This window comes from Pantoea sp. SO10 (assembly GCF_005281435.1).
Taxonomy (GTDB): Bacteria; Pseudomonadota; Gammaproteobacteria; order Enterobacterales; family Enterobacteriaceae; genus Pantoea; species Pantoea leporis.
In genome coordinates this window covers 4,056,398-4,083,336 of record NZ_CP040095.1, presented here as the reverse complement: position 1 = coordinate 4,083,336, position 26,939 = coordinate 4,056,398, and the positions used below count along the sequence as shown (strand labels likewise).

The 26,939-nt window shown below is 57.2% G+C and carries 24 protein-coding genes; 7 read left to right on the top strand and 17 right to left on the bottom strand.

Annotated features, from left to right (window positions below; translation table 11 throughout):
* Position 1 precedes the first annotated feature (1 nt).
* From FCN45_RS18915 to FCN45_RS18895, 5 genes are all read right to left on the bottom strand, one after another.
* Positions 2-1,183 (bottom strand): MFS transporter, encoded by a 1,182-nt coding sequence (locus tag FCN45_RS18915; RefSeq protein WP_158238591.1) that lies wholly within the window; start codon positions 1,181-1,183, stop codon positions 2-4.
* A 10-nt stretch (positions 1,184-1,193) separates the two neighbouring features.
* Entirely contained in the window at positions 1,194-1,955 is a 762-nt protein-coding gene (locus FCN45_RS18910; RefSeq protein WP_137386760.1) for an SDR family NAD(P)-dependent oxidoreductase, read from the bottom strand.
* Between the two features lie 10 nt (positions 1,956-1,965).
* Positions 1,966-3,285, bottom strand: coding sequence for a histidinol dehydrogenase (hisD, locus tag FCN45_RS18905; protein WP_137386759.1), 1,320 nt, complete (start codon positions 3,283-3,285; stop codon positions 1,966-1,968).
* 170 nt (positions 3,286-3,455) lie between these two features.
* Positions 3,456-4,757 carry an amidase gene (locus FCN45_RS18900; protein ID WP_137386758.1) on the bottom strand — a complete coding sequence of 434 codons (1,302 nt, stop codon included), beginning with the start codon at positions 4,755-4,757 and terminating at the stop codon, positions 3,456-3,458.
* Positions 4,754-5,989 (bottom strand): MFS transporter, encoded by a 1,236-nt coding sequence (locus FCN45_RS18895; RefSeq protein ID WP_110868189.1) that lies wholly within the window; start codon positions 5,987-5,989, stop codon positions 4,754-4,756. Before FCN45_RS18895 ends, FCN45_RS18900 begins: the two co-directional genes overlap by 4 nt.
* 298 nt (positions 5,990-6,287) lie before the next feature.
* Here FCN45_RS18895 and FCN45_RS18890 point away from each other — a divergent pair, with 298 nt between their 5' ends.
* The 5 genes from FCN45_RS18890 to FCN45_RS18870 all read left to right on the top strand — a co-directional run bounded on the left by FCN45_RS18890 (position 6,288) and on the right by FCN45_RS18870 (position 11,747).
* Positions 6,288-7,355: a LacI family DNA-binding transcriptional regulator gene (locus FCN45_RS18890; RefSeq protein WP_137386757.1), complete on the top strand. Its 1,068-nt coding sequence runs from the start codon at positions 6,288-6,290 to the stop codon at positions 7,353-7,355.
* Positions 7,355-8,323 carry a nuclear transport factor 2 family protein gene (locus FCN45_RS18885; RefSeq protein ID WP_110868187.1) on the top strand — a complete coding sequence of 323 codons (969 nt, stop codon included), beginning with the start codon at positions 7,355-7,357 and terminating at the stop codon, positions 8,321-8,323. The genes FCN45_RS18890 and FCN45_RS18885 overlap by 1 nt, the downstream gene beginning before the upstream one ends.
* 152 nt (positions 8,324-8,475) lie before the next feature.
* The gene (locus tag FCN45_RS18880; protein WP_110868186.1) at positions 8,476-9,630 is read left to right on the top strand and encodes an ester cyclase; all 1,155 of its coding nucleotides are present in this window, start codon (positions 8,476-8,478) and stop codon (positions 9,628-9,630) included.
* Positions 9,627-10,925 carry a histidinol dehydrogenase gene (gene hisD, locus FCN45_RS18875; RefSeq protein ID WP_101760649.1) on the top strand — a complete coding sequence of 433 codons (1,299 nt, stop codon included), beginning with the start codon at positions 9,627-9,629 and terminating at the stop codon, positions 10,923-10,925. The genes FCN45_RS18880 and hisD (FCN45_RS18875) overlap by 4 nt, the downstream gene beginning before the upstream one ends.
* A gap of 63 nt (positions 10,926-10,988) precedes the next feature.
* On the top strand, positions 10,989-11,747 hold the full coding sequence (locus FCN45_RS18870) for a CDP-diacylglycerol diphosphatase (RefSeq protein WP_137386756.1): 759 nt from the start codon (positions 10,989-10,991) through the stop codon (positions 11,745-11,747).
* Between the two features lie 83 nt (positions 11,748-11,830).
* Here FCN45_RS18870 and tpiA read toward each other — a convergent pair whose 3' ends face one another.
* The 3 genes from tpiA to fpr form a co-directional block, all read right to left on the bottom strand.
* Positions 11,831-12,598 carry a triose-phosphate isomerase gene (gene tpiA, locus FCN45_RS18865; protein ID WP_008109693.1) on the bottom strand — a complete coding sequence of 256 codons (768 nt, stop codon included), beginning with the start codon at positions 12,596-12,598 and terminating at the stop codon, positions 11,831-11,833.
* Between the two features lie 120 nt (positions 12,599-12,718).
* Positions 12,719-13,309, bottom strand: a complete 591-nt coding sequence (locus tag FCN45_RS18860) for a YiiQ family protein (protein ID WP_137386755.1) — start codon at positions 13,307-13,309, stop codon at positions 12,719-12,721.
* 106 nt (positions 13,310-13,415) lie between these two features.
* On the bottom strand, positions 13,416-14,162 hold the full coding sequence (gene fpr / locus FCN45_RS18855) for a ferredoxin--NADP(+) reductase (RefSeq protein WP_110868182.1): 747 nt from the start codon (positions 14,160-14,162) through the stop codon (positions 13,416-13,418).
* Positions 14,163-14,451: 289 nt separating this feature from the next.
* Here fpr and emrD point away from each other — a divergent pair, with 289 nt between their 5' ends.
* Positions 14,452-15,648, top strand: a complete 1,197-nt coding sequence (gene emrD, locus FCN45_RS18850; protein ID WP_137386754.1) for a multidrug efflux MFS transporter EmrD — start codon at positions 14,452-14,454, stop codon at positions 15,646-15,648.
* Here the strand turns inward: emrD and glpX are convergent.
* From glpX to FCN45_RS18835, 3 genes are all read right to left on the bottom strand, one after another.
* On the bottom strand, positions 15,638-16,648 hold the full coding sequence (glpX, locus tag FCN45_RS18845; RefSeq protein ID WP_008109685.1) for a class II fructose-bisphosphatase: 1,011 nt from the start codon (positions 16,646-16,648) through the stop codon (positions 15,638-15,640). The two genes, emrD and glpX, sit on opposite strands and share 11 nt — an antisense overlap.
* Before the next feature lie 96 nt (positions 16,649-16,744).
* Entirely contained in the window at positions 16,745-18,253 is a 1,509-nt protein-coding gene (gene glpK / locus FCN45_RS18840; RefSeq protein WP_110868179.1) for a glycerol kinase GlpK, read from the bottom strand.
* 30 nt (positions 18,254-18,283) lie between these two features.
* Complete coding sequence (locus tag FCN45_RS18835; protein WP_061720295.1) at positions 18,284-19,132, bottom strand: MIP/aquaporin family protein; 849 nt, start codon at positions 19,130-19,132, stop codon at positions 18,284-18,286.
* Positions 19,133-19,552: 420 nt separating this feature from the next.
* On the opposite strand from FCN45_RS18835, the gene zapB reads away from it, so the two are divergent.
* Positions 19,553-19,792, top strand: coding sequence for a cell division protein ZapB (gene zapB / locus FCN45_RS18830; RefSeq protein WP_007885384.1), 240 nt, complete (start codon positions 19,553-19,555; stop codon positions 19,790-19,792).
* A gap of 50 nt (positions 19,793-19,842) precedes the next feature.
* On the opposite strand, the gene rraA is transcribed toward zapB, so the two are convergent.
* The 6 genes from rraA to priA all read right to left on the bottom strand — a co-directional run bounded on the left by rraA (position 19,843) and on the right by priA (position 26,896).
* Positions 19,843-20,328, bottom strand: coding sequence for a ribonuclease E activity regulator RraA (rraA, locus tag FCN45_RS18825; protein ID WP_061720294.1), 486 nt, complete (start codon positions 20,326-20,328; stop codon positions 19,843-19,845).
* A gap of 154 nt (positions 20,329-20,482) precedes the next feature.
* Positions 20,483-21,820 (bottom strand): HslU--HslV peptidase ATPase subunit, encoded by a 1,338-nt coding sequence (gene hslU, locus FCN45_RS18820; RefSeq protein ID WP_007885388.1) that lies wholly within the window; start codon positions 21,818-21,820, stop codon positions 20,483-20,485.
* Between the two features lie 5 nt (positions 21,821-21,825).
* Entirely contained in the window at positions 21,826-22,362 is a 537-nt protein-coding gene (gene hslV, locus FCN45_RS18815) for an ATP-dependent protease subunit HslV (RefSeq protein ID WP_101760642.1), read from the bottom strand.
* 89 nt (positions 22,363-22,451) lie between these two features.
* Entirely contained in the window at positions 22,452-23,342 is an 891-nt protein-coding gene (ftsN, locus tag FCN45_RS18810) for a cell division protein FtsN (protein ID WP_137386753.1), read from the bottom strand.
* Between the two features lie 151 nt (positions 23,343-23,493).
* Positions 23,494-24,498 carry a DNA-binding transcriptional regulator CytR gene (cytR, locus tag FCN45_RS18805; protein WP_371419605.1) on the bottom strand — a complete coding sequence of 335 codons (1,005 nt, stop codon included), beginning with the start codon at positions 24,496-24,498 and terminating at the stop codon, positions 23,494-23,496.
* Positions 24,499-24,697: 199 nt separating this feature from the next.
* A complete protein-coding gene (gene priA, locus FCN45_RS18800) occupies positions 24,698-26,896 on the bottom strand; it encodes a primosomal protein N' (protein ID WP_137386752.1) in 2,199 nt (732 codons plus the stop codon).
* Between the last annotated feature and the right edge of the window lie 43 nt (positions 26,897-26,939).

Sequence of the window (26,939 nt, the reverse complement as noted above, 5' to 3'; positions counted from 1 at the left end):
ATTAGCCCTCCGCCACAGGACGGGCATTCACCATCCGCATCACATGGCGCACCAGCAGCAGCGACAGCAATGAAATAATGCCAATCACCATAAAGCCCTGCTGCATCGCGAAGTAATATTTGATGTAGCCGACCAGCACCGGGCCAAAGAAAATCCCGGCGGAGTAGATGCTTTGATATAGCCCAACGCGAGTGGATTGCTGCCAGGCGGGCGTGCGGGTGACGATCAGCGAATTCAGCACGGTGGAGATCATGCCGAAGGCACAGCCCGCCAGCGCCTGCAAGCCATACAGCAGCCAGATATTGGGCGCGTAAGGCATGGCTATCGCTACGGCCCCTTGCAGCACGCCGCCGATAATCGCGGTGTTGCGTAAGCCCAGCAGGCGATAGAAGAAGGGCGCGCACAGCGCGGTGGCCAGCGCATAGAAGAACAGATGAATGCCGCTTAGCGTCGCCAGCGAAGCGGCCGCCATGCCAAAGCCTTCTGCCAGTAGCGGCGTCAGCGTGTCGCGCGTGGCAAATGGCACCATCATCACCAGCGCACAGAGTCCGCCGAGATACCACACCGAAGGATCACGCAGCTGAGTGCGAACCGCAGAGAGACGTTGCGCCGTGGGCATCGCTTCCGGGCGTTTTTCACGGATAAAGAATGTCAGCAAAAAAGCCAGCAGCGCGGCAGCGGATGCCACCAAAAAGCTCGATTCGGCACCGAAATGACGGGCAATAAATCCCGCCACCGAAATCCCGATAAAAGTGCCTACCGGCGAGGTGACGCTCAGCATGGCGATCGCGGCGGCGGCTTCCAGCGGCGGGAAGTAAGCCACGAACATCACGTTATACACCACCCACGTCGCGCTGGTGACGCCATCGGCGAGCTTGGCGATAAACAGTGTTTCCGGTGTCGGCCAAAGGTAAACCACCGGCCAGGCGATCAGCGTAAACAACAAGCCAATCTGGATAATGCGTTTGCGGCGGCGAAAGCGGTCCGACAGAATGCCGGTCGGAAAACGCAGCAGCATCGAGGCCAATCCGGTCGCGCCGATGATGATTCCCATCACGCGCGCCTCGACATTCAGCGACATGATGTAGGGGGCGAGAAACGGATCAAAGGCGTGAATGCTGATAAAAAACAGCAAGCTAATAATGAAAAATAGCAGCACATCACGACGCAATAACGCTTTCATAATGAGTTCCTCAATAAGCCGTCCAGCCGCCATCCACCTTCAGCGCGCTGCCGGTGATCAACGCTGCGGCCGGTGATGCCAGAAACACCACCGGCCCCATCACATCTTCCAGCGTGCCAAGACGACCAATCTGAATGCGGCGCAGCGTCTGCTGGCGAAACGCTTCATCCGCCAGCGAGGCCTGCGACAGTTCGGTTTCGATAAAGGTGGGGCACAAGGTGTTGATGCGAATGCCGTCGCGTCCCAACTCCAGCGCCATGGCACGCGTCAGCCCTTCCAGCGCCGCTTTTGATGCGCAGTAGACGCTGCGCTGCGGGCCGCCGACGTGCGCCATCTGCGAAGAGAGATGGATAATGCTGCCGCCGTGTCTGGCGGCCTGCATACCGGCTGCGACCTGCTGCGACAGGAAAAACGTGGCGCGCAGGTTGACGTCCATCACCGCATCAAAGTTGGCTTCGCTGACCTCGCTAAACGGCTGATGGCGCGCCAGCCCGGCGCTGTTGACCAGCACATGAAAGCTCGGCAAATCGTGTAGTGTCTGGCGCACCGCGCGCGTGTTGCAGACGTCGAGCGGCAGCGGATGCAATGTCAGGCCGGCGCTCGCCGCCTGCTGCACGGCGTGCGCCAGGCGATCGGCGTCGCGCGCGGCAATCCACACCTGCGCTCCGGCGTCGGCCAGCGCGATAGCGGCGGCAAAACCGATACCGCGCGAGCCGCCGGTCACCAGCGCGCGCTGTCCATCCAGGCGAAATAAAGGGGTAGTCGGAACCATGCGCGCCTCCTTATTTCACCGTAACCGGCGCGGGTGCGGCGTAGGCCACTTCCTGCTGGCCGTAGCGGCGCACGCGGATGTTGGCCTGTTCGGCATGACCGGCAAAGCCCTCCAGCAGCGCCAGGCGCGAGCAGTAAGCGCCGATTTCTGCCGAAGCCGCATCGCTGGTGACGCGCTGCCAGGTGCAGGTTTTCATAAATTTGCCCACCCACAAGCCGCCGGTATAACGCGATGCACCCAGCGTGGGCAGCGTATGGTTGGTGCCGATCACCTTGTCGCCATAAGCCACATTGGTACGCGGCCCGAGAAACAGCGCGCCGTAATTGCGCATGTTCTGGTGATACCAGTCATCGCGATCGGTCATCACCTGCACGTGTTCAGAAGCGATGCGGTTGGCTTCTGCCAGCATCTCGTCGTGATCGGCACAGAGAATGATTTCGCCATAGTCGTGCCAGGCTTGTTGCGCCACATCGGCGGTAGGCAGTTGCAGCAACAGCTGGTGAATATAGCGCTCGGTCTCCTGCGCCAGCTGGCGCGAGCAGGTCAGCAGAATCGCGGGTGAGGTGGGGCCATGTTCCGCCTGGCCGAGCAGATCGGTTGCGCAGAGTTCACCGTCAACGCTGTCATCGGCGATCACCAGCGTTTCGGTCGGGCCAGCGAACAGGTCGATGCCAACGCGGCCAAATAGCTGGCGTTTGGCTTCGGCCACCCACGCGTTGCCCGGCCCGACTAACATATCGACCGGCGCAATCCGCTCAGTACCAATCGCCATGGCGCCCACCGCCTGAATGCCGCCGAGCGCATAGATCTCGTCGGCGCCGGCCATCGACTGCGCCGCAACAATGGCTGCAGCCGGTTTACCGTGAAACGGCGGGGCGCAGCTCACGATGCGATCGCAGCCTGCGACTTTGGCGGTAATGATCGACATATGCGCCGAAGCCAGCAGCGGGTATTTACCGCCCGGCACGTAACAGCCGACATTGCTGATGGGAATGTTGCGATGGCCAAGTATCACGCCCGGACGCGTTTCAATCGCCAAATCGGTCAGGCAATTTTTTTGCGCCTGAGCGAAGTTATGCACCTGCTCCTGAGCGAATTCGATGTCGCGAATATCTTGTTTGGTCAGCTGTTGCAGGCAGGCATTAATCTCCTGCGGCGTTAAGCGGAAATCATCGCGGGCAAAGCCATCGAACTTAATCGAGAGTTCGCGCACCGCGTCATCGCCGCGCGCTCCAATTTGCGCCAGCACTGCTTCCACATCGCTGCGTACGCGCTGTTGCTGCTGTTGGCGTTCTGCTTTCGCTGCCGCCTGTTTTAACCAGATTGCCATGCTCTTTTCCTCATCATTGATTGCTGTTAATCAGGTTTGCATACGTATGCAAAGAGCGTAAAGAGGCTGAAAGGGGAAAAGATGAAAAGTGAGAATGTGCGCAGTTTTTTCAAATTGCAGGCAGCAGAAAGCCCCGCAGAACGGGGATTAACATGATGAATTTTCTGGTTTTACAGTCGCTCTATCGCCAAAGCGAGCGCCAGCAATGCTTCTTCATCAGGCGCTGGATAGAGCAGTTCAAGCCCCAGCGGCAAACCGTTAGCCAGTTGACCAAACGGCAACGTTACGGCGGGTAAGCCGCTGATGGCCGCCAGCTCCGGCGCCCAGCCCGGCGGCATCTTCTCCAGTGAAATCGGAGTGCGCTGGCTGGTGGGATAAATCAGCGCCTCCAGCCGCTGATCCTGCATCTGCTGTTGCAGTTGCTGACGCAAAAGGCGTTGAAAACGGCGTTGCTCGCGCCATGCGGCACACACCAGCGCGCTGCGCGTGAGGTGTAATTGCAGCAGTTCATCGAACTCGGCGAGATGCTCGCCTCGTGCCAGCAGATCCGAAAGAGAAGCAGGCGCATGGTCCATTTTGCTTAGCCAGCGGGACATCGCCGGATGGAATTCGTGCAGGCTGAGACAAGGTTCCTGCGCCACGCGCGATGATAGCGGTAACCGCAGCGGAATTAGTGTGGCGCCCGCCCGCCGCAGACGAGAGAAAGCCTGTGCTAATGCCTGACGTTGCGCGTCATCATCGCCTGGCAGATCGCTAACCATGCCCAGCCGCACACCCCGCAAGGTTCGCTGCGCTAGCGGGCGCACCGGCAGCCCATGCGTTACCTGATGCAGCAGCGCCGCATCAGCCACGCACCATGTCATCGGCCCAACGGTGTCTTTGCTGAGCGAAAGCGGCGCGACGCCGCGCAGCTGGCGGCGGCGAAATGCCGGACGCAGTCCCACCAGACCGGTCCATGCCGCGGGAATGCGAATCGATCCGCCAGTATCACTGCCGAGTGCCGCATCCGCCATACCGGCCACCACCGCCGCTGCGCTGCCGCCGCTTGAGCCACCGGCGGTCAGCTGTGGATTCAGGGGATTGCGCACATCGCCGCCGAGCGAACTGCGCGAACGTACGTCAAAGGCGAACTCAGACAGATTCGCTTTGGCGAGAATCAGCGCACCCGCAGTTCTCAGGCGTGCAATCACGCGCGCATCTTCACGTGGCTGTGCTTCGGCCAGCGCCCGGCAGCCGAGCGTGGTAGCCATGCCGACGCAATCAATATTATCTTTTATCACCAGCGGAATGCCGTGCAGCACGCCAACCGGCGCGCCGCTACGCCATAAGCGATCGCAGCGCTGTGCCTCTTTCATCACCTGGGGATTAATACTGATAATCGCGTTGAGCGCGCGACCTGCGTTGATAGCGGCTAAGCGGCGTTCAACCTCTTCCGCACTGTTGCGCTGCGGTTGCAGGCGCGCGGCACTCATTTCACCGCATCCTGCGACAGCATGCCGCTCGCTTTACGTGCCGCTGGCGGCAGCTGACGCTGCTGCACCCGTTTTGCCGCTAGCGGCGTTAACACGCCAGCGATCAGACACAAGCCACCAATCACCCAATAACCCGCGTAGACATTGACGTGTTGCAACAACACGCCCATCAGCACCGGGCCGAAAAACATGCCGCACGAATAGATGGTTTGAAACAGACCCATCCGGGTGGTTTGTTCATGTTCCGAAGTGTTAACCACGCTCAAGGACATAAACACGGCAAACGCCATGCCAAAGGAAAAACCGGCCAGACCTTGCCACAGGTAAATCAGCCACATGTTGCTGGTCAAGGGGACGAAAATTGACGAGATGATTTGTAATCCGATGCCCACCAGCGCGGTGTTAACCAAGCCCAGCCGCTGATAAAACACGGAACTGCACAATGCCACGGCCACACCATAAAACAACAAGTGGATATTACTCAGCACTGCCAGCGTGCCCGCCTTGGCACCTAACTGCTGAGCGTATATGGGCGTGAGCGTGTCGCGAGTGGCAAACGGGACCAAAATCACCACCGTCGCCAGCAGCCCAATAAACCAAATTGAGCGGTCCGCTAGCTGGCGTTTAGCGCTGTCGATACAGGCTTTGAGGTGCGGCGCTTTGTGGCTATCTTCCTCTTCACGAACGCGCAGGCTGAGAAGCAGCGCCAGGCAACCGGCAATCGCTGGCACAAAAAACGCCTGCGTACTGCCCAGCCATAGGGCAACGGCACCGCAAATGGCATTGCTAATAAACACGCCAATCGGCCCGGCCAATGCCAACAGCGCCACTGCAGCCGGCGCGTCATCACGAGGAAAATAGCGGATGAAAATGATGTTGTAGAGCACCCAACTCGCGGCAGCGATGCCGCAGGCCAGCTTGGCCAGCCAGAATGTCAGCGCAGCGGGGAACATCCATGCCAGCGGCCAGGCAATCACCGGCAGCAGCAGGGCGAACTGCATAAACACTTTGCGATTTTTCATCACGTCAGAGATGACGCTGAGCGGAAAACGGATACACAGCGATGCCAAACCAGAGGCGCCCATGATCATGCCGATGGTTTGCGGTTCAATGCCTAATCTCACCATGTAAGGCGCCATGAAGGCATCGAAGCCGTGAATGCAGATAAAAAACAGCACGCTCATGGTGAAAAACGTCAACAGCTCGGGACGGCTAAACAGTGCTCGAAACATGTTAAACCTCTTATCAACACAGATAAGTGACTAAAAACGCGGGTTTCATCCTGAGTCCGGGTCGGTTATGTTGCATGCATTGAATACGTATTCAACGGCCGAAGTTACGAAATAATTTCATGTTTGTAAAGTGCGTGCTTGGCAATGTGAAAAAAAAGTTATTGAGTGTTGCATACGCATGCAAAAAAGGTGTAAGAGTAAAAAACACACACCGAAGCAGGTGAGTCCGGTTGATGAAATTGGCTACAATGCCCGGCAGTCACCCGTGCATCAGTGTGCTAAACAGGAAGATAACGCCATGAAACGTAAGACCTTCGGTCCAGTGACCTCACAACAAGTTGCGCAGCACGCCGGCGTTTCACAGTCTGCGGTATCGCGTACCTTCACGCCGGGCGCCAGTATTTCACCGGCCACGCGTGAAAAGGTGCTGCAGTCTGCCCGTGAGTTGGGTTATCGACCCAACGCGTTGGCGCGATCGCTGAACACCGCACGTTCGCGCATCGTTGGTGTGGTGATCTCCTGTTTCGATAATCCGTTTTATCCCCATGTGCTGGAAGCGTTGGGGCGTGAACTGGATGCGCTTAACTACCATCTGCTGCTGTTCGTCAGCGATCGGGATAGCAATGTTGACCGCATTTTCGATCAGATCATGCAGTACCGCGTGGATGGCATTGTGCTGGCATCCGGCGCGTTATCCGATGCCTTATCCGAAGAGTGCCACGGCGCGGGCATTCCGGTGGTGCTGTTCAACCGCACCGCCGAAAGCGAAATGGCGTCAAGCGTGAATACCGATAACCGTGCCGCCGCACGTCAGATCGCCGAATTTCTGTTGGCAGGCGAACATCAACGCTTTGCCTGCATTACCGGCGCGGACAACGCTTCGGTAAATCAGCTACGGCTGGACGGTTTTCGCGAGGCATTGCGCGCGCGCAACATCGACGTCACGGTGTTAGCGGGTCAAAACGACAGCGAGCAAACCGCACAGGCGGCGCGTCAATTGTTCAGCAGCAGCACGCCGCCCGATGCGGTGTTTGCCGTCAACGATCATATGGCGCTGACGGTTATGGATGTGGCGCGTTACGAGTTTGGTCTGCGCATTCCGCAGGATGTGTCGGTGGTGGGTTATGACGATGTTGGTCCAGCGGGCTGGCCTTCGTATGCGCTGACGTCTATCTGTCAGCCGGTTGAAGTGATGGTGCAACGCACCATTGGCCTGCTAATGCAGCAAATCGACAGCGCGGTGATGGCACCCGAGCAAATTGTTATTCCCGGCACGTTGGTAGTACGCCACTCCGCGCGGCGTCCGCGTCACGGCGTGGTAGAAGAGAACGGCCAGCTGCTATTTCGTTCAGAGGAGGTTGAGTAATGCGATTGCCGGGTTTCAGTCCCCAGTTTGATTCTATTCAGCAGTTTATTCTGACGTTAACCCACGTGGTATGGGAGCAGAAGGATATCGGGCAGCTGGCTGATTTCTACGCCACGCCGGTGGTATTTCACACGCCGGAAAAGCGCCTGACCGAACTCAGCGATTTTATGCGTTTGACGCTGGAAGCGTTACATTGCTTCCCGCAGCGTCAGGTGCTGACCGAAGATATTCTCACCGCGCGTGAAGGCGATACCTGTTGGTACGCCTCGCAGCGCACGCAGGCACGTATTCAGCATCTGGGCGAAGGCTTCTTTGGCGCGCCGAGTGGCAAAACGGTTTGGGTACGTACTTTCGCCGATCGTATTTGTCGTGATGGGCTGGTGGAGCAAGAGTGGCTGCTGCAGGATCGCGCGGGCATTCTTGCGCAGATTGGTACCAACGTGGCGGAGTTTGCCCAGCATCTAACGCAGATGCGCCAGCAACAAGGGCTGGAGATGCCCGCGCCCGAAGAGCTGGAAGCGCGTTGGGCTGGCGGCCCGGATGGCGATGATGCCGAAGGAACCATCGCGGGTTTGATTGAGCGCTATCTCAGCATGTGGGCCGGCGGCAACAGCGGTGTGGTGCCAGGTGTTTATCATCCCGCCGCCACCTTGCACGGACCGGGCCACAGCAGCTTTACCGGCGAGCAGGAGATTGGCAGCTTCCTTTCCGGCTATCGCGCCTCATTCGCTGACAGCGAAACGCAGCTGCATCATTTGGTGGTGCGCCGCGATGCCAACGAACCGGTGCGCATCAGCCTGCGCTGGTCACTGTTGAGCTGGCATGACGGCTACGGAAAATTTGGTCCGCCGTCGCGCAAGCCAGTGTGTATTTCCGGTATTTCTCATTTGGAATTACGTGATGGCGTCATCATGCGGGAATATTTAGGTATCGATGAACTCTCAATCTGGTTACAGCTACTCAGCTGATTAATCAGCACTTTTAAATAACGCATCACGTCACGGTAATTAATCCCTTAATTACCGACGGCGTTCTGCACCCTGAATTCAGCCGGGTGAATCGGCAGCGCTTGATTGCGAGGACCGCGCTCACCCTTAATTCGTCAAAAGCAGGAGTGTTTATGTCTACAACGGACACGGCTAATAAAGCCACCGCCAGTGAAAAGAGCGCAGAAAAAACCTCAGCACGCACCCAGGCCGAACCGGTTTTGCAGGTTGAGCGACGGGATTTTGTCGATCTGGTTCCAGAAAACCGTGCGCGGGTGCAGCCAATGCGCGGTTTCGATCCCTGCTATACCGATATCGTTGATTACATTGTGCGTTGTACCCACAAGATCTGGGATGAGCGCGATGTCGGGCTGATCTACAGCCATTACACCCATAACTGCGTGTTATACAACGCATTGGGCACCATTTATACCCGTGAACAAGTGGTGCTCGATACCTTGCAACGTTTGGTCGCCTTCCCGGAACGCCGCGGCATGGCAACGCAGGTGATTTGGAACGGCAACGACGTGGACGGCTTCTACACCTCGCATCTGGTCACCGGTAGCGGCCGCCATACACAATCAAGCCAATACGGTAAACCCACCAACCGCACCTTCACCACGCGCACCGTGGCGGACTGCATGATTCTGGAAAACAAGATTTACCGCGAATGGGTGGTGAGCGACAACATGTCGCTGATGCGTCAATTGGGGCTGGATACCGACCAGATCGCGTACAACATGGCGAAAGAGCAGTTTGATAAGGGTTTCCGACTGACGGAGATTGGCGAAAACCGTCGTCTGCTCGGCCAGTATCCGCCAGAAAGCGATCCGGATTACACGCTGGCGCACAGTGATACCGAAGCACAGGTGCTGGGCTGGCTGCACGAGATTTACAACAAACGCATGCTGGGCAAAGTGAAAGAGGTTTACGCCAGCAATGTGCAGTGGCACGGCCCACTGATGAAAGAGTTATATGGTCAGGCATCGGTGATCCATCAGACGCTGGCGCTGATCGGCATGATCCCGGACGGCGCATGGATGCCGCAGCATATCTGCTCCAATCCATGTGAAGAGGGCGGCACCAAAGTGGCGGTGCGCTGGGTAATGGAAGGGCATCATCTTGGCTACGGCGAATTGGGTAAACCGACGGGACAGCGTCTGCTGGTGATGGGCATGAGCCACTATCACGTAGTAAACGGCAAAATTGTTGATGAATGGGTGGTTTACGATCACTTGGCGATGCTGGCGCAGATCAAACTGGGACAACTGGCGGAGACGGAAGCATGAGCAAACAACGCGTGCAGTTTATCAAGCAAGCCGCGGGCGAGGATGCGCAGGCGGATGCCAGCCTGATCGCCACCGTGAGCGACATTATTAGCAACGTGCGTCAGCGCGGAGACGCGGCACTGCGTGATTACTCGCAGAAATTTGATGGTGTCGCGCCGGAGCAGCTGGAAGTTTCGGCAGCAGAGATCGAGCAGGCGCTGGCGCAACTCGCCGATCAAACCCGCCAGGACAGTGAGTTTGCCATTGCGCAGGTGCGCCGCTTCGCCGAAGCGCAGCGCGCCACCTTGCAGCCGCTGGAGATTGAGACGTTGCCGGGCGTTCATCTGGGGCATCGCATCATCCCGATTGAAACCGTGGGCTGCTATGTGCCGGGCGGACGCTATCCGATTCTCTCCGCGCCGGTAATGTCTATCGTGCCAGCGGTGGTGGCGGGCTGCGATAACATCATCGCCTGTCTGCCGCCGGGCGCTCATCCGGCAATGATTGCAATTTGCCACTTGGCCGGAGCGCACCGCATTTTCAAAGTTGGTGGTGCGCAGGCCATTGCCGCGATGGCATACGGCACCGCATCGCTGCCGGCGGTGGACAAGATCGTCGGGCCGGGCAACGCTTTCGTCAATGAGGCGAAGCGTCAGGTATTTGGCAAAGTGGGTATTGATGCGTTGGCGGGGCCGAGCGAAATCTTTATCGTCGCCGATGACAGTGCTGATCCGCGCGTGCTGGCAGCGGATCTGCTGGCGCAGGCGGAGCATGACGTGCGCACGCGTGTTGGGCTGGCCACCACCAGCGAGCGCGTGGCGCATGCAACATTGCGGGAAATTGAGGCGCAGCTGGCATCCTTGCCGACGGCGAAAACGGCTGGTGAGGCGTGGCAGCGTCAGGGCGAAATTGTTCTCTGTGCCGACGAGGATGCGATGGTGGCGTACACCGATGAGATCGCCACTGAGCATCTGCAAATCCATGCGCGCGATCCCCATGCGCTGGCGGCGCGCATCCGCAATTACGGATCGCTGTTTATCGGGCAAAACGCCAGCGTGGTGTTTTCTGATAAATGCTGCGGCACCAACCACACGCTGCCCACCATGGCGGCGGCACGTTACACCGGCGGATTGTGGGTCGGTGCGTATCTGAAAACCTGCACGCATCAATGGATTGACGATCAGGGCATCGCCGCCATCGCTGCTCCTGCGGTGCGCCAGAGCCGTACCGAAGGGATGCAGGCGCATCGTCGTGCAGCGCAGATTCGTTTGCAGCCAGAAAAACTCGACGCCATCCTGCGTGGCGCGGAGGATTAGTCCGTGACTTTCATCACCTGCCAGGCGAGGATGCTGGCAGGTGATGAACAGAGGAATCGGGCTATGCAGGGCAGTCGTCGTACCCTGAAGTTACTTACCGCTTTATTGGTGCTGTTGATTGTCGGACTGATCGCCGGCGCCATCCATTTCCATAAAAACGCCAACGCCTTATGGCAGATCATCAGCGAAAAGTGCGTGCCGAATATGGCGGCGACGGGCAACCCAGCGCCATGCCAGCAGGTGAATAGCGCGCAGGGTTACGTCACGCTGAAAGATCTCAACGGGCCGTTGCAGTATCTGCTGATGCCGATCGAAAAAATCACCGGCATGGAAAGTCCCATCATTCTTGAACCCGCGACGCCGAATCTGTTTGCCGAGGCCTGGCAACAGCGCGCATTACTGGCGCAAAGGCACGGCGCGCCGATTCCCGATAGCGCGCTGTCGCTGGCCATCAATGCGCAATACGGGCGTACGCAGAATCAGCTGCATATTCATATTTCCTGTCTGCGTCCGGATGTGCGCCAGCAGCTGGATGCACTGGCACCGAGACTGAATGCGCAGTGGCAGAGTGAAACGCTGCGCAAGCATGGTTATCTGGTGCGGGCGCTTTCTAGGCAAGAGCTGTCGCAGCAGAGTGCGTTTATCCGTCTGGCGGATGAAGTGCCGCATGCGCGCAGCGAGATGGGGAAATATGGCCTGGCGCTGGCACAGCTGCCGGATGGCCGTTTAGCGCTGCTGGCGCTGGAACGTAACTGGCTGAAACTGAACAGCGGTTCGGCGGAAGAGCTGCAGGATCATAACTGCAGCATATTGCCGCAATAACCCTTTTTCGTAGGGACGCAATTAATAGCGGCCAATAAAAAAGGCGGCTAATCAGCCGCCTTAATCTGCATCTAAACGCTAAGTTACGCGTTTTTCGCTGCTGCTGCCGCTTTCACGATTACCGCAAAAGCATCCGCTTTCAGTGAAGCACCGCCAACCAGCGCGCCATCGATATCTGGCTGGGTGAACAGCTCAGCGGCGTTTTTGTCGTTGACCGAACCGCCGTACTGAATGATCACTTGCTGAGCGATAGCCGCATCTTTCTTCGCGATGTGGTCACGAATGAATTTATGCACCGCCTGAGCCTGCGCTGGCGTCGCTGATTTGCCGGTACCGATAGCCCAAACTGGCTCATAAGCGATGACTGCGCCTTCGAACGCCGCAGCACCCTGCGTTTCCAGCACGGCGTCGATCTGACGTGCGCACACTTCTTCCGTTTTGCCCGCTTCGTTTTCTGCGTCAGTTTCACCGATGCACAGAACCGGCACCAGACCCGCTTCTTTCACGACGGCAAATTTCTTCGCGATGAACTCGTCGCTCTCTTTGTGGTAGGTGCGGCGCTCAGAGTGGCCGATGATGATGTATTTCGCGCCAACGTCTTTCAACATGTCTGCGGAAGTTTCGCCAGTGAATGCGCCAGACAGATTAACGTCAACGTTCTGAGCACCCAGAGCAATGTGGCTACCGGAAATGGCGTGTTTCGCCAGGTCCAGATAGATGGCTGGCGGTGCAATCGCGACGCCACAACCATCAACACCAGACAGCTCTTTGCGCAGGCCTTCAATCAGCTCTTTGGTGATCTGCTTGCTACCGTTCAGTTTCCAGTTACCCATAACCAGTGGATGTCGCATTCTTTCCTCCGCATAACGCGATTCATGAAATAGCGCTGCCATCGGGCAGCGATGTCTGCGAGACAGTATAGAGATCAAATGTGTTGCTGGCTTTGCTTTTCGTCATTTTTGCCGGTGCGATCAGGGCGTCGCGAGCGCCAGTTTTATCGGTTCAACGGCGAAGGTCAAACCCTTGTCGCCGTTGTCTGCCACCACGAAACGCAATGCACCTTCGGTGCGGGCAAAATAGCGCGCACCTTTACCGGCGCTCAGCAGGGAATCGAGTTTTTTACGCCCCTCTTCGGGCGACAAGCCGGGAATGAAGAAGCGCAGCAGGGCGGTCATGTAATCCATGGCGCGAGCCTGCGCGGCTTTCATATCGGGACCGGGAACCGGCAGCCAGGTGATTTGCAGGGTTTTGATTTTGCCGGTGCCTTGCTCCAGCGCGGTTGAGGCATACAGCGTTTCGCTGATTTTGCTGGCGGCACGCGTCAGATTGCTTTTATCGCCGCGACTATCAATCGCGCGATACTCCTGCAGCAATGCATTGGGATTAGCAGCGTTGTACTTCTCACGGAACTGAGCAACGGTCATATCGAACGTCGGCGCACCCGCGAGCAGATAGGGCGCTACAGGCAGATGATCGCTACGATCCAACGCGGCTGCATCGTCCGCCCAGGCGGGAAATGTCAGTGCGAGGCCAAGCAGCAGCGCGACTGGCAGGTTGTTCATTGCTTCGGCCCTAAATCATTCACTTAGCCCACGATTAGAACGGTTTTTACCGGGCAAAGTCAAAACCCACACTGGGAAAAATCTCAGATTATTCGCTCCGCGCCAATTACCAGTAATGCTCGCTGGTCATGTGGCCGGGTTTGCGTTTGAAATGTTTGCGCATCTCACGCGTATCTTTCAGCAGCTGCTGGGTATCGCGCACCATCTGTGGATTGCCGCACAGCATCACATGGCTGGTTTCTGCCGTCAGCGGCAAGCCAACCGCACGCTCCAGTTCTCCGCTTTCAATCAACTGCGGTACGCGGCCGTGCAGCGAACCGGCGATCTCTTCGCGGCTCACCACCGTTTGGATGTGTAACTTGCCCTGATAGCGCTGCTGCAACGCCTGCATCAAGGGCAGGAAGCTCAGATCGTCGGCGAAGCGCGCGGCGTGTACCAGCACAATATTGTCGAAACGATCCAGATCTTCGCCCTGTTGCAGAATCGATAAATAGGGGCCGATCGCCGTGCCGGTCGCCAGCATCCACAGCGTTTGGCAATCTGGAATTTCGTCGAGCACAAAGAAACCCGCCGCCTCTTTAGTGATCATCACCTGCTCGCCGGGCTGCAGCGCCTGCAAACGCGGGCTCAGTTTGCCTTCCGGCACCGTGACCAGATAAAACTCCAGCAGCGGATCCTGCGGCGCGTTGACGTACGAATAGGCACGCTGCACGCGCTCACCGTCAATCTCCAGAGCCAGCTTGGCAAATTGTCCCGCGGTAAAGGTATCAATCGGCGCTGCAACGCGCAGGCTGAACAGTGCGTCGGTCCAGTTTTTTACCTCTTTCACTTCAGCATTGATCCACTCAGCCATGCTCACTCCTTAGTGTTGAATATTCAGGCACATGATTATCATCGTTATCCATCCGATAAATTTCCAGCTCGGTACCCTGTAAAGGGCTCTCAGCGACAAACGCAGCGCACAGATCAGCAACTGTAGCGGGCGGTTTACAATCTGGACAAACAGCTTGACGGCTTGAGACATACAGCTTTGCCCGCGCCTCTCGATTTGTCACTGAATCCTGATATTTTTGCCGCCATAAATCCGAGGCGGCCTTTTTTGTGCTGCTTATTCTTTGTTTCTCAGGCAGACATTTTGTTCCATGTTGATAAGTAAAACGCAAAATCGCTTTCTGTTATTCATGCTGATCGTGCTGGTGGCGGTTGGGCAGATGGCGCAAACCATCTATGTGCCAGCCATGGCCAACATGGCCGAAACGCTTAATGTGCGCAGCGGGGCGATCCAGCAGGTGATGGCCGCCTACCTGATGACTTACGGCGGATCGCAGTTGATCTACGGCCCGCTGTCGGACAGTTTTGGCCGCCGTCCGGTGATCCTGATTGGCATGACGATCTTTGCCGTCGGCGCGTTGATCGCTATGTTCGCGCCCTCGTTGGATATTTTGGTGCTGGGCAGCGCGGTACAAGGTTTAGGTACCGGCGTGGCGGGCGTGATGGCGCGCACCATGCCGCGCGATCTCTACGCCGGCATCGCACTGCGCCAGGCGAACAGCTTGCTTAATATGGGCATTCTGGTCAGCCCGCTGCTGGCGCCGGTGATTGGGGCGCTGCTGACGCATCTGTTTGGCTGGCACGCCTGTTTCGCCTTCCTGCTGCTGCTGTGCGTCGGCGTCACCGCGTCGATGGCGCGCTGGCTGCCGGAAACGCGTCCAGCGGATACGCCCGCCACGCCGTTCCTGCGCCGTTATGCCACTTTGCTGAGCGACGGCAACTTTGTGCGGTATCTGCTGCTACTGATTGGCGCGCTGGCGGGCATCGCGGTGTTTGAAGCCAGCTGTGGCGTGCTGATGGGCGGCGTGTTGGGGCTGGATGGATTAACCGTCAGCATCCTGTTTATCCTGCCGATTCCGGCGGCGTTCTTTGGTGCCTGGTTTGCCGGACGTGAGCAGAAATCCTGGCACACGCTGATGTGGTACGGCGTGAACAGCTGCCTGTTAGCGGGCTTGCTGATGTGGGTTCCGGCCTGGTTTGGCGTGATGAACATCTGGACGTTGCTGGTGCCGGCTGCGCTGTTCTTCTTTGGCGCGGGCATGCTGTTTCCGCTGGCAACCTCGGGCGCGATGGAGCCATATGCGTGGCTGGCGGGCAGCGCGGGTGCGTTAATCGGAGGCTTGCAGAATCTCGGTTCCGGCGTGGTGGCGTGGCTTTCTGCGCTGTTGCCGCAGCACGATCAATCCAGCCTTGGCATGCTGATGTTTGTGACGTCGCTGGTGATGCTGCTGTGCTGGTGGCCGCTCTCACGTCATCCGGAGAGCGGCAAGCAGGCGATTACAGGATAAATTGATGCAGCGCCGCGTCTTTGCGATCCAGATAGTGGATTGACTGGATGCGGCGAATGGTGCGCGATTTACCGCGCACCAGCAGGGTTTCGCTGGTGGCGATGTTGCCGTTACGCGTGATGCCTTTCAACAAATCGCCGGTGGTGATGCCGGTGGCCGCGAAGATAACGTTATCGTTGCGCGCCATCTGATCCAGCTTCAGTACCTGACCCGCTTCAATGCCCATCTCGGCGCAGCGTTGCAGTTCATTCTCGCCCAGACGACGATTCTCTTCGCTATCGCCTTTCACTTCGTGACGTGCCAATAAACGTGCCTGCATGTCGCCATCCATTGCGCGAATGACTGCCGCCGACACCACACCTTCCGGCGCGCCGCCGATGCCGTACATCACATCCACTTCGCTATCCGGCATACAGGTCAGAATCGAGGCCGCGACATCGCCATCCGGGAAAGAGAACACGCGCACGCCGAGCTGCTGCAGCTGGGCAATCACCGCATCGTGGCGGGGCTTGGCCAGAATCGATACCGTTAACTGGCTGAGCGGTTTGCCCAATGCCAGCGCGATGTTTTTCAGGTTGATATCAAGCGGCAGATTGAGGTCGATGGCGCCACGTGCGCCCGGTCCAACAATCAGCTTTTCCATGTACATATCAGGTGCGTGCAGGAAGCTGCCCTTATCACCAACCGCCAGCACCGCCAGCGCATTGGCCTGGCCCATCGCCGTCATGCGTGTGCCTTCAATCGGATCGACCGCGATATCCACCGCGTCGCCACGGCCGGTACCGACTTTCTCACCGATATACAGCATCGGCGCTTCGTCGATTTCGCCTTCGCCAATCACAATCTGGCCGTCGATATCAATAGTGTTGAGCATAATGCGCATGGCGTGAACGGCTGCGCCGTCGGCCGCATTTTTATCGCCGCGTCCTAACCAGTGATAGCCCGCCAGAGCGGCGGCTTCAGTCACGCGGGAAAATTCAATCGCGAGTTCTCGTTTCATGGTGGCACCTGACAAAAAACAGGCAGGCAGTTTAACACAGCGGGGAAGCGGGACGGGGGAAAAACCCGCGGCAGGGCACCGCGGGTCAGCAGGATGTTACTCTTCGTCTTCCCACGCTTTAGCGCGAGCGACGGCTTTCTTCCAGCCGGCGTAACGGACGTTACGTTCGGTGGTCTCGATGCTTGGGCGGAACTCACGCTCAATCACCGCTTTAGCGCGAACTTCTTCCAGGTCGCCCCAGAAACCGACGGCCAGGCCAGCCAGATACGCCGCACCCAGTGCTGTAACTTCACGCACTTCCGGACGCTCAACGCGCGTGCCGAGAATGTCAGACTGGAACTGCATCAGGAAGTTGTTGGCGACCGCACCACCATCCACGCGCAGTGACTGCAGGCGGGTGCCAGCATCGTTCTGCATCGCTTCCAGTACATCGCGCGTCTGGTAAGCAATCGACTCCAGCGTGGCACGGATGATGTGGTTAGCGTTCGCACCGCGCGTCAGACCGAAAATCGCGCCGCGTGCATACGGGTCCCAATAAGGCGCGCCCAAACCGGTGAAGGCCGGCACCATATATACGCCGTTAGTGTCTTTCACTTTCAACGCGAAGTATTCAGAGTCGGTTGAATCACTGATCAGCTTCATCTCATCGCGCAGCCACTGAATCGACGCACCACCGATAAACACCGCACCTTCCAGCGCATAGTTCACTTCGCCGCGTGGGCCGCAAGCGATGGTGGTCAGCAGGCCATGCGTCGAAGTCACGGCTTCGGTGCCGGTGTTCATCAACATAAAGCAGCCGGTGCCGTAAGTGTTTTTCGCCATACCCGGTTGTACGCACAGCTGGCCATACAGCGCCGCTTGCTGGTCACCGGCGATTCCGGCGATAGGAATACGCGTACCGCCTTTACCACCAATGTTGGTCTGACCGTACACTTCGGAAGAACCTTTCACTTCTGGCAGCATTTCACGCGGGATATCGAGGATCTCCAGCATGCGCTCATCCCACTCCAGCTTGTGGATGTTGTACATCATGGTACGTGAGGCGTTGGTGTGATCGGTGACGTGCACACGTCCCTGCGTCATTTTCCAAATCAGCCAGGTATCAACGGTACCGAACAGCAGTTCGCCGCGTTTTGCACGCTCACGTGCGCCTTCAACGTGGTCAAGAATCCACTTCACTTTGGTGCCGGAGAAGTACGGGTTAATCACCAAACCGGTGGTGTGCTGGATGTACTCTTCCAGACCCTCTTTCTTCAGTTTGTTACAGTAGTCTGCGGTGCGCGGATCCTGCCAGACGATAGCGTTGTAAACCGGTTTGCCGGTCTCTTTATCCCACACGATGGCGGTTTCACGCTGGTTGGTGATACCAATCGCCGCGATTTGATCGGAGTTAATATCGGCGTGCGCCAGCACTTCCACCAGCGTCGAGCTTTGTGACGCCCAGATATCCATTGGGTCATGTTCAACCCAACCCGCTTTCGGGTAGATCTGGGTAAATTCGCGCTGAGAAACCGCAACGATGTTGGCATCATGATCAAGCACCACGGCGCGTGAGCTGGTTGTGCCCTGATCGAGTGCAACGATATATTTTTTATCAGTAGTCATTGTGCTGTCCTGATGTGGTATCGATGAAACTTACGCTTTACGCTGCTGAGCGCGCGCAACCGGTTTTTCTGCTGTGCTGGCTTCCGCGACGTTAACTGGCAGATGGCGGCCAATCAGCGAACGGTAACCAAAGGCTCCGAGGCAAGCACCGACCAGCGGGCCAAAAATCGGAACCAGGAAGTAAGGAATATCTTTGCCACCGGTGAAGGCGACGTTGCCCCAACCAGCGAAGAAGGCGAACAGTTTTGGACCAAAGTCACGCGCCGGGTTGAGTGCGAAGCCGGTCAGTGGACCCATTGAGCCACCGATGACCGCCACCAGCAGACCAATCAACAGCGGAGCCAGCGGACCACGCGGCACACCGTTGCCGTCATCGGTCAGCGCCATGATCACTGCCATCAACACCGCTGTAATCACCATCTCAACCAGGAACGCCTGAGCTACACTGATGTGCGGGTTCGGGTAAGTCGAGAAGATACCGGCCAGATCGAGGCTTTCAACACTGCCGCGCACCATTTGATGGCCCGCTTCGTAATCAAAGAACAGATTGTAGTAGAGACCGTAAACCAACGCGGCAGCGCAGAACGCGCCGGCAACCTGCGCCAGAATATAGGGAACAACTTTACGACCTTCAAAATTAGCGAACAGGCACAGCGCGACGGTAACGGCTGGGTTAAGATGCGCGCCGGAAACGCCTGCGCTCAGATAGACTGCCATGGAGACGGCTAAACCCCAGATAATACAAATTTCCCACTGACCGAATGACGCACCGGCCAGTTTCAGTGCAGCAACGCAGCCTGCACCAAAGAAGATAATCAAACCTGTACCGAGAAATTCAGCGATGCACTGACCTTTTAGTGTGTTAGTTGTCTGACTCATAATGGCATTCCTGAAGCGAGGTTAAATTTTATCAGTTTTTGTTCTCATCCATGAGTCGCCCAGCTATCAATGTAGGGTTGATGTGAATTTATCGTTAACGAGCATAAACGAGAAATAGCGAAATTGAAATCTGTGTACTGCGTCATAAAAATGCGCGTTTTCGCGTCTTTTGCGTTTCTTTAAGGCCCATTCACCCCGCCAGGCTGGTCGATGCCGACGTGATCGCGCACACAGATGCGCGAAGATGCGCATTTTTTTAGGCATAGACTGAAAAGTGTTACAGACTGCCCTCGCAGGCCTTGTGCCGCTGGACTTGCTGGGTTCGGCTACATACAATCGAGTCATCGTGGCTGAGCGCACTGTAATAAGGCATGCACTAGCCCCATCAACGCCTTGCAAGATTTAGGAGAGGTCAGAAAGATGTCATTTGAAGTGTTCGAGAAACTGGAAGCGAAAGTACAGCAGGCGATTGATACCATCACTCTGCTGCAGATGGAAATTGAAGAGCTGAAAGAGCAAAACAACACGCTGAAAAACGAAGTCAGCCAGGCTTCAGGCAATCAGGATGCACTGGTGCGTGAAAATCAGCATCTGAAAGAAGAGCAGCATGTCTGGCAGGATCGTCTGCGGGCACTGCTGGGAAAAATGGAAGAAGTTTAAGCGTCAATGCTTAAACCAACGGGTGCCGCGGCACCCGTTTTTGTTGCGGCTTACTCGATGTCGAGCGCGTCTTCAGACAGGATGATGCCGGTATTGTCGGCATACAGATGGTCGCCAGAGAAGAAAGTCACGCCGCCGAAGTTAACGCGCACGTCACTTTCGCCAATGCCTTCACCCGCTGCACCCACCGGAATCGCCGCAATCGCCTGAATGCCGATTTCCAGCTCTTCGAGATCGTCAACCTGACGCACCGAGCCGTACACCACAATGCCTTCCCACTCATTTTGCGCCGCCAGACTCGCCAGCTGAGCATCGACCAGTGCGCGACGGACCGAACCGCCGCCATCCACCAGCAATACGCGACCCCGACCGTTCTCTTCCAGCAAATCGTAGAGTAAGCCGTTATCTTCGAAACATTTCACTGTGGTGATTTGACCACCGAATGAGCTGCGCCCACCAAAGTTCGAAAAAAGCGGTTCAACAACATTCACAGCTTCGTGGTAGATGTCACAGAGTTCAGATGTATCGTATTTCATGAGGGTTTTCGTCTGTTTGCCACAGGAGCGCTAAGTATATCGCTATCTGGCGATTGTTGGCAAAATCATCAACCGCCAAAAAAAGCGTTGCATCAATATCCTGCGTAAAAAAAAGCCCGGCACAGTGGCCGGGCAGAGATTTCGCGGGTGAAGCTTACAGAATGAAGCGGCTGAGATCTTCGTCGGCCACCAGCTCATCCAGATGCTTACCAACGTACTCGGCATCGATAGTGATCGACTCACCGTTACGATCGCTGGCGTCATAGGAGATATCTTCCATCAGACGCTCCAGCACGGTATGCAGACGACGCGCACCGATGTTCTCGGTGGTCTCGTTCACCTGCCATGCGGCTTCGGCGATACGCCGCACTGCGTCATCGGTGAAGTCGATGTTGACTCCTTCGGTGCCCATCAATGCTTTGTACTGCACGGTAACCGAAGCGTTTGGCTCGGTCAGGATGCGCTCGAAGTCATTGACGGTCAGCGCCTGCAGTTCAACGCGAATCGGCAGACGGCCTTGCAGTTCTGGGATCAGATCTGACGGGCTGGCGACCTGGAACGCGCCGGAAGCGATAAACAGAATGTGGTCAGTTTTCACCATGCCGTGCTTAGTGGAAACGGTGCAACCTTCTACCAGCGGCAGCAGGTCGCGCTGTACGCCTTCGCGTGACACGTCTGGACCGCCCGCATTCTGGCCGCCGCGCTTACAGATTTTGTCGATTTCGTCGATGAACACGATACCGTGCTGCTCAACCGCATCGATGGCATCCTGTTTCAGCTCTTCAGGGTTCACCAGCTTGGCCGCTTCTTCTTCAATCAGCAGCTTCATGGCTTCTTTGATTTTCAGCTTACGCGGTTTCTGCTTCTGCCCACCGAGGTTCTGGAACATCGATTGCAGCTGGCTGGTCATCTCTTCCATGCCCGGAGGCGCCATGATCTCAACGCCAGCCGATGAAGCGGCCAGATCGATCTCAATCTCTTTGTCATCCAGCTGGCCTTCGCGCAGTTTCTTGCGGAAGGATTGACGCGCTGCCGATGGCTCAGCCGCTTGTTCAGCCTGGCCCCAGTTATTTTTCGCGGGTGGGATCAGCACATCCAGGATGCGCTCTTCCGCCATCTCTTCCGCGCGGTACTTGTTCTTCTCGATTGCCTGGCTGCGCACCATCTTGATGGCAGAATCGGTCAGATCGCGAATGATGGAATCAACCTCTTTACCGACGTAACCGACTTCGGTGAATTTGGTGGCTTCCACTTTGATGAACGGTGCGTTCGCCAGTTTGGCTAAGCGACGGGCGATTTCGGTTTTACCGACACCGGTTGGACCAATCATCAGAATGTTTTTTGGCGTCACTTCATGGCGCAGCTCTTCGTCGAGCTGCATGCGGCGCCAGCGATTACGCAGGGCGATCGCGACCGCCTTCTTTGCGCCGTCCTGGCCGATGATAAAGCGATTAAGCTCGCTGACAATCTCGCGTGGAGTCATCTCAGACATGATGTTTAGTCCTTAGCCTTAGACGGTAATGCTTCGAAGTTAATATTGTGGTTGGTGTAGATACAGATATCGCCAGCGATGTTCAGCGCTTTCTCCACGATATCGTGTGCACCAATGTCGGTGTTTTCCAGCAACGCGCGTGCCGCTGCCTGGGCGTAAGGCCCACCAGAACCAATTGCGATCAGGTCATTTTCCGGCTGGATAACGTCGCCGTTGCCGCTGATGATTAATGAGGCGTTTTCGTCGGCCACCGCCAGCAGCGCTTCAAGGCGGCGCAGCATGCGATCGGTACGCCAATCTTTAGCCAGTTCGACCGCCGCTTTCACCAGATGGCCCTGGTGCATTTCCAGCTTGCGCTCAAACAGTTCAAACAGGGTGAAGGCATCTGCGGTACCGCCAGCAAAGCCGGCGATCACTTTATCGTTGTAAAGACGACGGACTTTTTTAACGTTGCCTTTCATTACGGTATTGCCGAGCGTAGCCTGGCCATCACCGCCAATCACTACCTGGCCGTTGCGTCGTACACTTACTATTGTTGTCACGGGCAGACCCCTTGTTGCAGTAGAAAAGGAACTCCGCGCACTCGGCGCGGAGTATCATGCAACCAGATATGGGGTAGGAAAAAGGGGTTTCAACCCCCGAGAGCGAGGGGAATACAACTTCCGTGGCCGGAACTGTGTAAGCGTTTGACTGTGCTGTCGGCGCTGCTGCGATCTTTGAACGGCCCGATCACCACGCGATTCCAGCCACCGCCGGTGGTAATGCGGCTCTCAAATCCTTCAAATGCCAGACCGGCGCGCACGGATTCCGCCTGATCGGTGCCTTTGAACGAACCACACTGCACCATCCAGCGTTGTGAAGCGGCTTTCTCTTCCGCTTTCGCCTTGGCCGTTTCCTGCGGCTTGGTTTGCTGCGTTGGCTCACGCGTGATCGGCGCAGCTTGCTGTTGCTGCTGACGCGCGGCCTGTTGTTGCTGCAACTGTTGCTGGCGCTGCTGCTGCTGTAACTGTTGCTGCTGACGTTGCAACTGCTGCTGTTGTTGTTGCTGAACCTGCTGACGCTGCAGCGTTTGCTGGCGCTGCGCCGGGGTTTGTTCGTTCCACGGCACTTCGTTCAACTGCGTCGGCTGCTGGCGCATATCGGCCTGCATCTGCTCCAGCAACTGGCGCTGTTCATCGGTCAGCTGAGTTTGTGATTGCACGCCACCAGCCGAAGGCTCAGTTGGCGACGGAACGGTAATTTGGCGATTTTCCAGCTCTTTGATGTACTTCCAGCGCTCTTCCGGCTTCGGCGGCAGGCCGTTACCGTTGGCTTTGTGGTTTGGAATGACCTCAATCTCTTCTTTCTTATGATGCGAGATAAACCATAAACCACCGGCAAAGGTGACCAGCACGGCCGCGGCCAGTACCATCATGAGCTTTGAAGTGCCTGATCCGCCTTTGCTTTTCTTGCTGCGGCTGGCGGGTTTTTTGCGACGCGTCCCTGTTGAACGCCCGCGGCCTACATAATCTTTCTGTGCCACTTTCGTTCTGCTACCCTTCAAAAAAATGCCAATGGGCATGTAAATGTGCTGTTAATTGCCCGGCAATGAATGCGCCATGTTACGCAAGGGCTGGAACTTTGACCAGCACAGTCTGCCTTCAGAATCCGCTGAAAATGCAGGCGTCTATGCACTATTTTTCCCGTTTTGCCGCCGGTGCCGTACTGCCGCGCACGCGCAACTCCGCATCCAGCAGGCGCGAACCGTTATTCACGCGTTTACCCTGCAGCTCATCAAGTAACAGCAGCATCGCTTCTCGGCCGATGGCAAAACGCGGCTGGGCCACGGTGGTCAGCGGCGGATCGTAGTATTGCGCCAGTTCGATATCATCAAAGCCCACCACCGACAGATCCTGCGGAATGCGCATGCCAAGTTTACGCGCCTGGTTCATCGCGCCCAGCGCCATCAAATCGCTATGGCAGAAAATCGCTTTCGGCGGCTGCGGCAAACTCATCAACTGCTTAAGCGCATTCGCGCCGGCTTCAAAGGTGAAATCGCCGTGCACAATCATCGTTGGGTCGATGGCGATACTGCTGCGCCGCAGCGCCTGAATGTAGCCCTGCAAACGATACTGGCTCAGCGGAATGTGTTCTGGCCCGGTGATGCAGGCAATTTGGCGATGACCAAGCTGCAGCAGGTGATTCACCGCTTCGAAGGCGGCGGTCAGGTTATCGATATGGACCGTGGGTAATGCCATCTCCGGCGCAAATTCGTTGCCCATCACCATCGGCGGTAGGTTGCGCTGATCTTCAATGCCCGCCTCAAACGGCAGCTGTGAACCCAACAGCACCATGCCGTCGATCTGTCGCGTCAGCATTAAATTCAGAAAGGTTTTTTCCTGTTTATTCTGATGCGCGCAATCGCCAATCAGTACCAGATAACCTTCATGCGCAGCGGTGACTTCCACGCCGCGAATGATCTCACTGAAGAAGGGATCACAGATGTCCGGCACAATCACCAGAATGGTTTGCGTTTCACCGCGTTTGGCATTGCGCGCCAAACCGTGCGGCGCATAACCCACGGCAATCACGGCTTTTTCGACCTTGAGCCGGGTAGCAGCAGAGACTTTTTCTGGATTCATCAACGCACGTGAAACCGTAGCGGTTGAAACGCCTGCTTTCTCGGCCACATCTTTCATGGTGGCGGCGGTGGAGGGTTGCTTCTGGTCCAACGTATAACTCCTGACGCGGTACAGCGCATTGATTTTCAGACATTACCGGGCTTCAACCGGGTCGGCACTATTGTTAACCCAAGGTCGCGTCGGGTTGTTACTTAATTTGCATAAAAATTGTGACTTGTGCGACTTTTTTCGATCTGGCTCGCAGTTGTGGCGTGGCTTAGCTCTCGGTGGGATCGATATCCAGCGTCCATTTCACTTTGCGTGACGCCGGCAAGGTGGCGATCAGCGGCAGCGATCCGCTCAACAGCTGTTGCAGACGTTTGCGCGACGGATGCTGCAACAGCAGCTGCCAGCGCCAGCGTCCACTGCGCTTCGGTGCCAACGCCGGAACCGGCCCCATCAGCCACATCGCCTCATCTTTAAGCGGGCTGGCTTCCAGCAAATTGCGCAGCTGTGTGAGGAATTCCGCCGCCTGTTGGTTATCCATATCCTCAGCGCGGAACAGCGCATGGCTGGTCCACGGCGGCAGCTGAACGGACTGACGCTCCAGCAGCGTTTGATCGGCAAAGGCGAAATAGCCGCGATGCAGCAATGTTTGCAGCAATGGATGTTCCGGATGATGGGTCTGCAGCAACACTTCGCCCTGTTTACCCGCACGACCGGCGCGACCCGCGACCTGCGTGTAGAGCTGAGCGAAACGCTCGGCGGCGCGGAAATCGGCCGAGAACAGCGCACCATCAACATCCAGTAGCGACACCAGCGTGACATCCGGGAAATGATGGCCTTTCGCCAGCATCTGCGTGCCCACCAGAATGCGCGCGCCGCCGCGATGCACATCGGCCAGATGCTGCTCCAGCGCGCCTTTACGGCTGGTGGTGTCGCGATCGATGCGCGATACCGGCACGCCGGGGAACAGCGTGCCCAGCTGCTGTTCTAGCTGTTCGGTGCCGACGCCGACCGGCATCAAATGCGTTGAACCACAGCTCGGGCACTGATTCGGCAGCGGGCGCTGGCTGTCACAATGGTGGCAGCGCAGCTGGCGATGGTTCTGGTGCAGCGTGTAGTAGCTATCGCAGCGCTGGCACTCGGCCAGCCAGCCGCAATCGTGGCACATCAGCGCCGGAGAGAAGCCACGGCGGTTGAGGAACAGCAGAACCTGATTATCGGCCTGCAGGTGCTGACGCATTTTGCCGAGCAGTGCTGGCGCCAATCCGCCTTTCAGCTGCTGGCCTTTAAGATCGATCAGCTGCTGTAACGCCGGTTTAGCATTGCCCGCGCGTTTGGTGAGATTGAGCTGGCGATATTTGCCGACGCGCACGTTGTGCAAGGTTTCCAGCGCGGGCGTGGCGGAACCCATCACAATTGGAATATCTTCCTCATGCGCACGGAACACCGCCAGATCGCGCGCCTGATAGCGCCAGCCTTCCTGTTGTTTGTACGAGCTGTCGTGCTCTTCATCAATGATGATGACGCCGGGGCGCGCCAGCGGCGTGAACAGCGCCGAGCGTGTACCGATAACAATCGCCGTTTCGCCGCTGCGCGCGCGCAGCCAGACGGCGAGGCGTTCGCTGTCATTCAGTGCCGAGTGCAGCACATCAATCGGCGCATCAAAGCGCTCACGGAAGCGGGCGATGGTTTGCGGCGTCAGGCCGATTTCCGGCACCAGCACCAAAGCCTGTTTGCCGCGTGCCAGCACGTTCTCCAGCACGCTGAGATACACTTCGGTTTTACCCGACCCGGTAATGCCGGCCAGCAGCCACGGCGCATAGTGATCGTCTTCACTGCGCATCGCGCCCACCGCCATCGCCTGATCGGTGTTCAGGCGCAGGCGATCCCCTTTGACGGCAAAGCTGGTACGCCAGTCGTGCATCTGCGGCGTGTGTTCACGCAGTTCGCACAAGCCTTTTGCGCGCAACGCTTGCAGCGCGGCATCGGTAAAATCGTGTTCGCTGACCTGATGACGATAGAGCGGTCGCTGACGCAGCATCGCCAGCGCTTGCTGCTGTTTCGGCGCGCGCTTCAGGCTCTCCATCGCCACTTCACGGCCAGCGTCATTGATCACCCATTGCCACAGCGGCGCTTCCTGCGCGGGTTTGCCCTGACGCAGCAGCACCGGCAGCGCATGGCTCAGCACTTCGCCGAGCGGCGAATGATAATAGTTGGCGGCCCAATGCAAAATGCGCCACAGGGCGGGCGAGAACAGACTTTGATCGTCGATCACGCTCTCTATCTGCTTGAGCTGCGTCAGCGGCAGATCGCTGGTCTCACGCGTACCGATCACAATGCCGATCATTTTGCGATTGCCGAACGGCACATTCACGCGTGCGCCCGCCACCGGCTGCGGCGCATCGGCAGGCAGCAAGTAATCAAACAGGCGAGGTAGCGGAACGGGCAGGGCAACCTGAACAACGGGCATCTGAATCTCTATCCGGTTCTGAATTAAGGAGAAGTAGTGTACA

Excerpts from the sequence above, each read along its gene's own strand:
- FCN45_RS18915 (WP_158238591.1), bottom strand. The coding sequence starts at position 1,183 with ATGAAAGCGTTATTGCGTCGTGATGTGCTGCTATTTTTCATTATTAGC.
- FCN45_RS18910 (WP_137386760.1), bottom strand. The coding sequence starts at position 1,955 with ATGGTTCCGACTACCCCTTTATTTCGCCTGGATGGACAGCGCGCGCTG.
- hisD (WP_137386759.1), bottom strand. The coding sequence starts at position 3,285 with ATGGCAATCTGGTTAAAACAGGCGGCAGCGAAAGCAGAACGCCAACAG.
- FCN45_RS18900 (WP_137386758.1), bottom strand. The coding sequence starts at position 4,757 with ATGAGTGCCGCGCGCCTGCAACCGCAGCGCAACAGTGCGGAAGAGGTT.
- FCN45_RS18895 (WP_110868189.1), bottom strand. The coding sequence starts at position 5,989 with ATGTTTCGAGCACTGTTTAGCCGTCCCGAGCTGTTGACGTTTTTCACC.
- FCN45_RS18890 (WP_137386757.1), top strand. The coding sequence starts at position 6,288 with ATGAAACGTAAGACCTTCGGTCCAGTGACCTCACAACAAGTTGCGCAG.
- FCN45_RS18885 (WP_110868187.1), top strand. The coding sequence starts at position 7,355 with ATGCGATTGCCGGGTTTCAGTCCCCAGTTTGATTCTATTCAGCAGTTT.
- FCN45_RS18880 (WP_110868186.1), top strand. The coding sequence starts at position 8,476 with ATGTCTACAACGGACACGGCTAATAAAGCCACCGCCAGTGAAAAGAGC.
- hisD (WP_101760649.1), top strand. The coding sequence starts at position 9,627 with ATGAGCAAACAACGCGTGCAGTTTATCAAGCAAGCCGCGGGCGAGGAT.
- FCN45_RS18870 (WP_137386756.1), top strand. The coding sequence starts at position 10,989 with ATGCAGGGCAGTCGTCGTACCCTGAAGTTACTTACCGCTTTATTGGTG.
- tpiA (WP_008109693.1), bottom strand. The coding sequence starts at position 12,598 with ATGCGACATCCACTGGTTATGGGTAACTGGAAACTGAACGGTAGCAAG.
- FCN45_RS18860 (WP_137386755.1), bottom strand. The coding sequence starts at position 13,309 with ATGAACAACCTGCCAGTCGCGCTGCTGCTTGGCCTCGCACTGACATTT.
- fpr (WP_110868182.1), bottom strand. The coding sequence starts at position 14,162 with ATGGCTGAGTGGATCAATGCTGAAGTGAAAGAGGTAAAAAACTGGACC.
- emrD (WP_137386754.1), top strand. The coding sequence starts at position 14,452 with ATGTTGATAAGTAAAACGCAAAATCGCTTTCTGTTATTCATGCTGATC.
- glpX (WP_008109685.1), bottom strand. The coding sequence starts at position 16,648 with ATGAAACGAGAACTCGCGATTGAATTTTCCCGCGTGACTGAAGCCGCC.
- glpK (WP_110868179.1), bottom strand. The coding sequence starts at position 18,253 with ATGACTACTGATAAAAAATATATCGTTGCACTCGATCAGGGCACAACC.
- FCN45_RS18835 (WP_061720295.1), bottom strand. The coding sequence starts at position 19,132 with ATGAGTCAGACAACTAACACACTAAAAGGTCAGTGCATCGCTGAATTT.
- zapB (WP_007885384.1), top strand. The coding sequence starts at position 19,553 with ATGTCATTTGAAGTGTTCGAGAAACTGGAAGCGAAAGTACAGCAGGCG.
- rraA (WP_061720294.1), bottom strand. The coding sequence starts at position 20,328 with ATGAAATACGATACATCTGAACTCTGTGACATCTACCACGAAGCTGTG.
- hslU (WP_007885388.1), bottom strand. The coding sequence starts at position 21,820 with ATGTCTGAGATGACTCCACGCGAGATTGTCAGCGAGCTTAATCGCTTT.
- cytR (WP_371419605.1), bottom strand. The coding sequence starts at position 24,498 with ATGAAAGATGTGGCCGAGAAAGCAGGCGTTTCAACCGCTACGGTTTCA.
- priA (WP_137386752.1), bottom strand. The coding sequence starts at position 26,896 with ATGCCCGTTGTTCAGGTTGCCCTGCCCGTTCCGCTACCTCGCCTGTTT.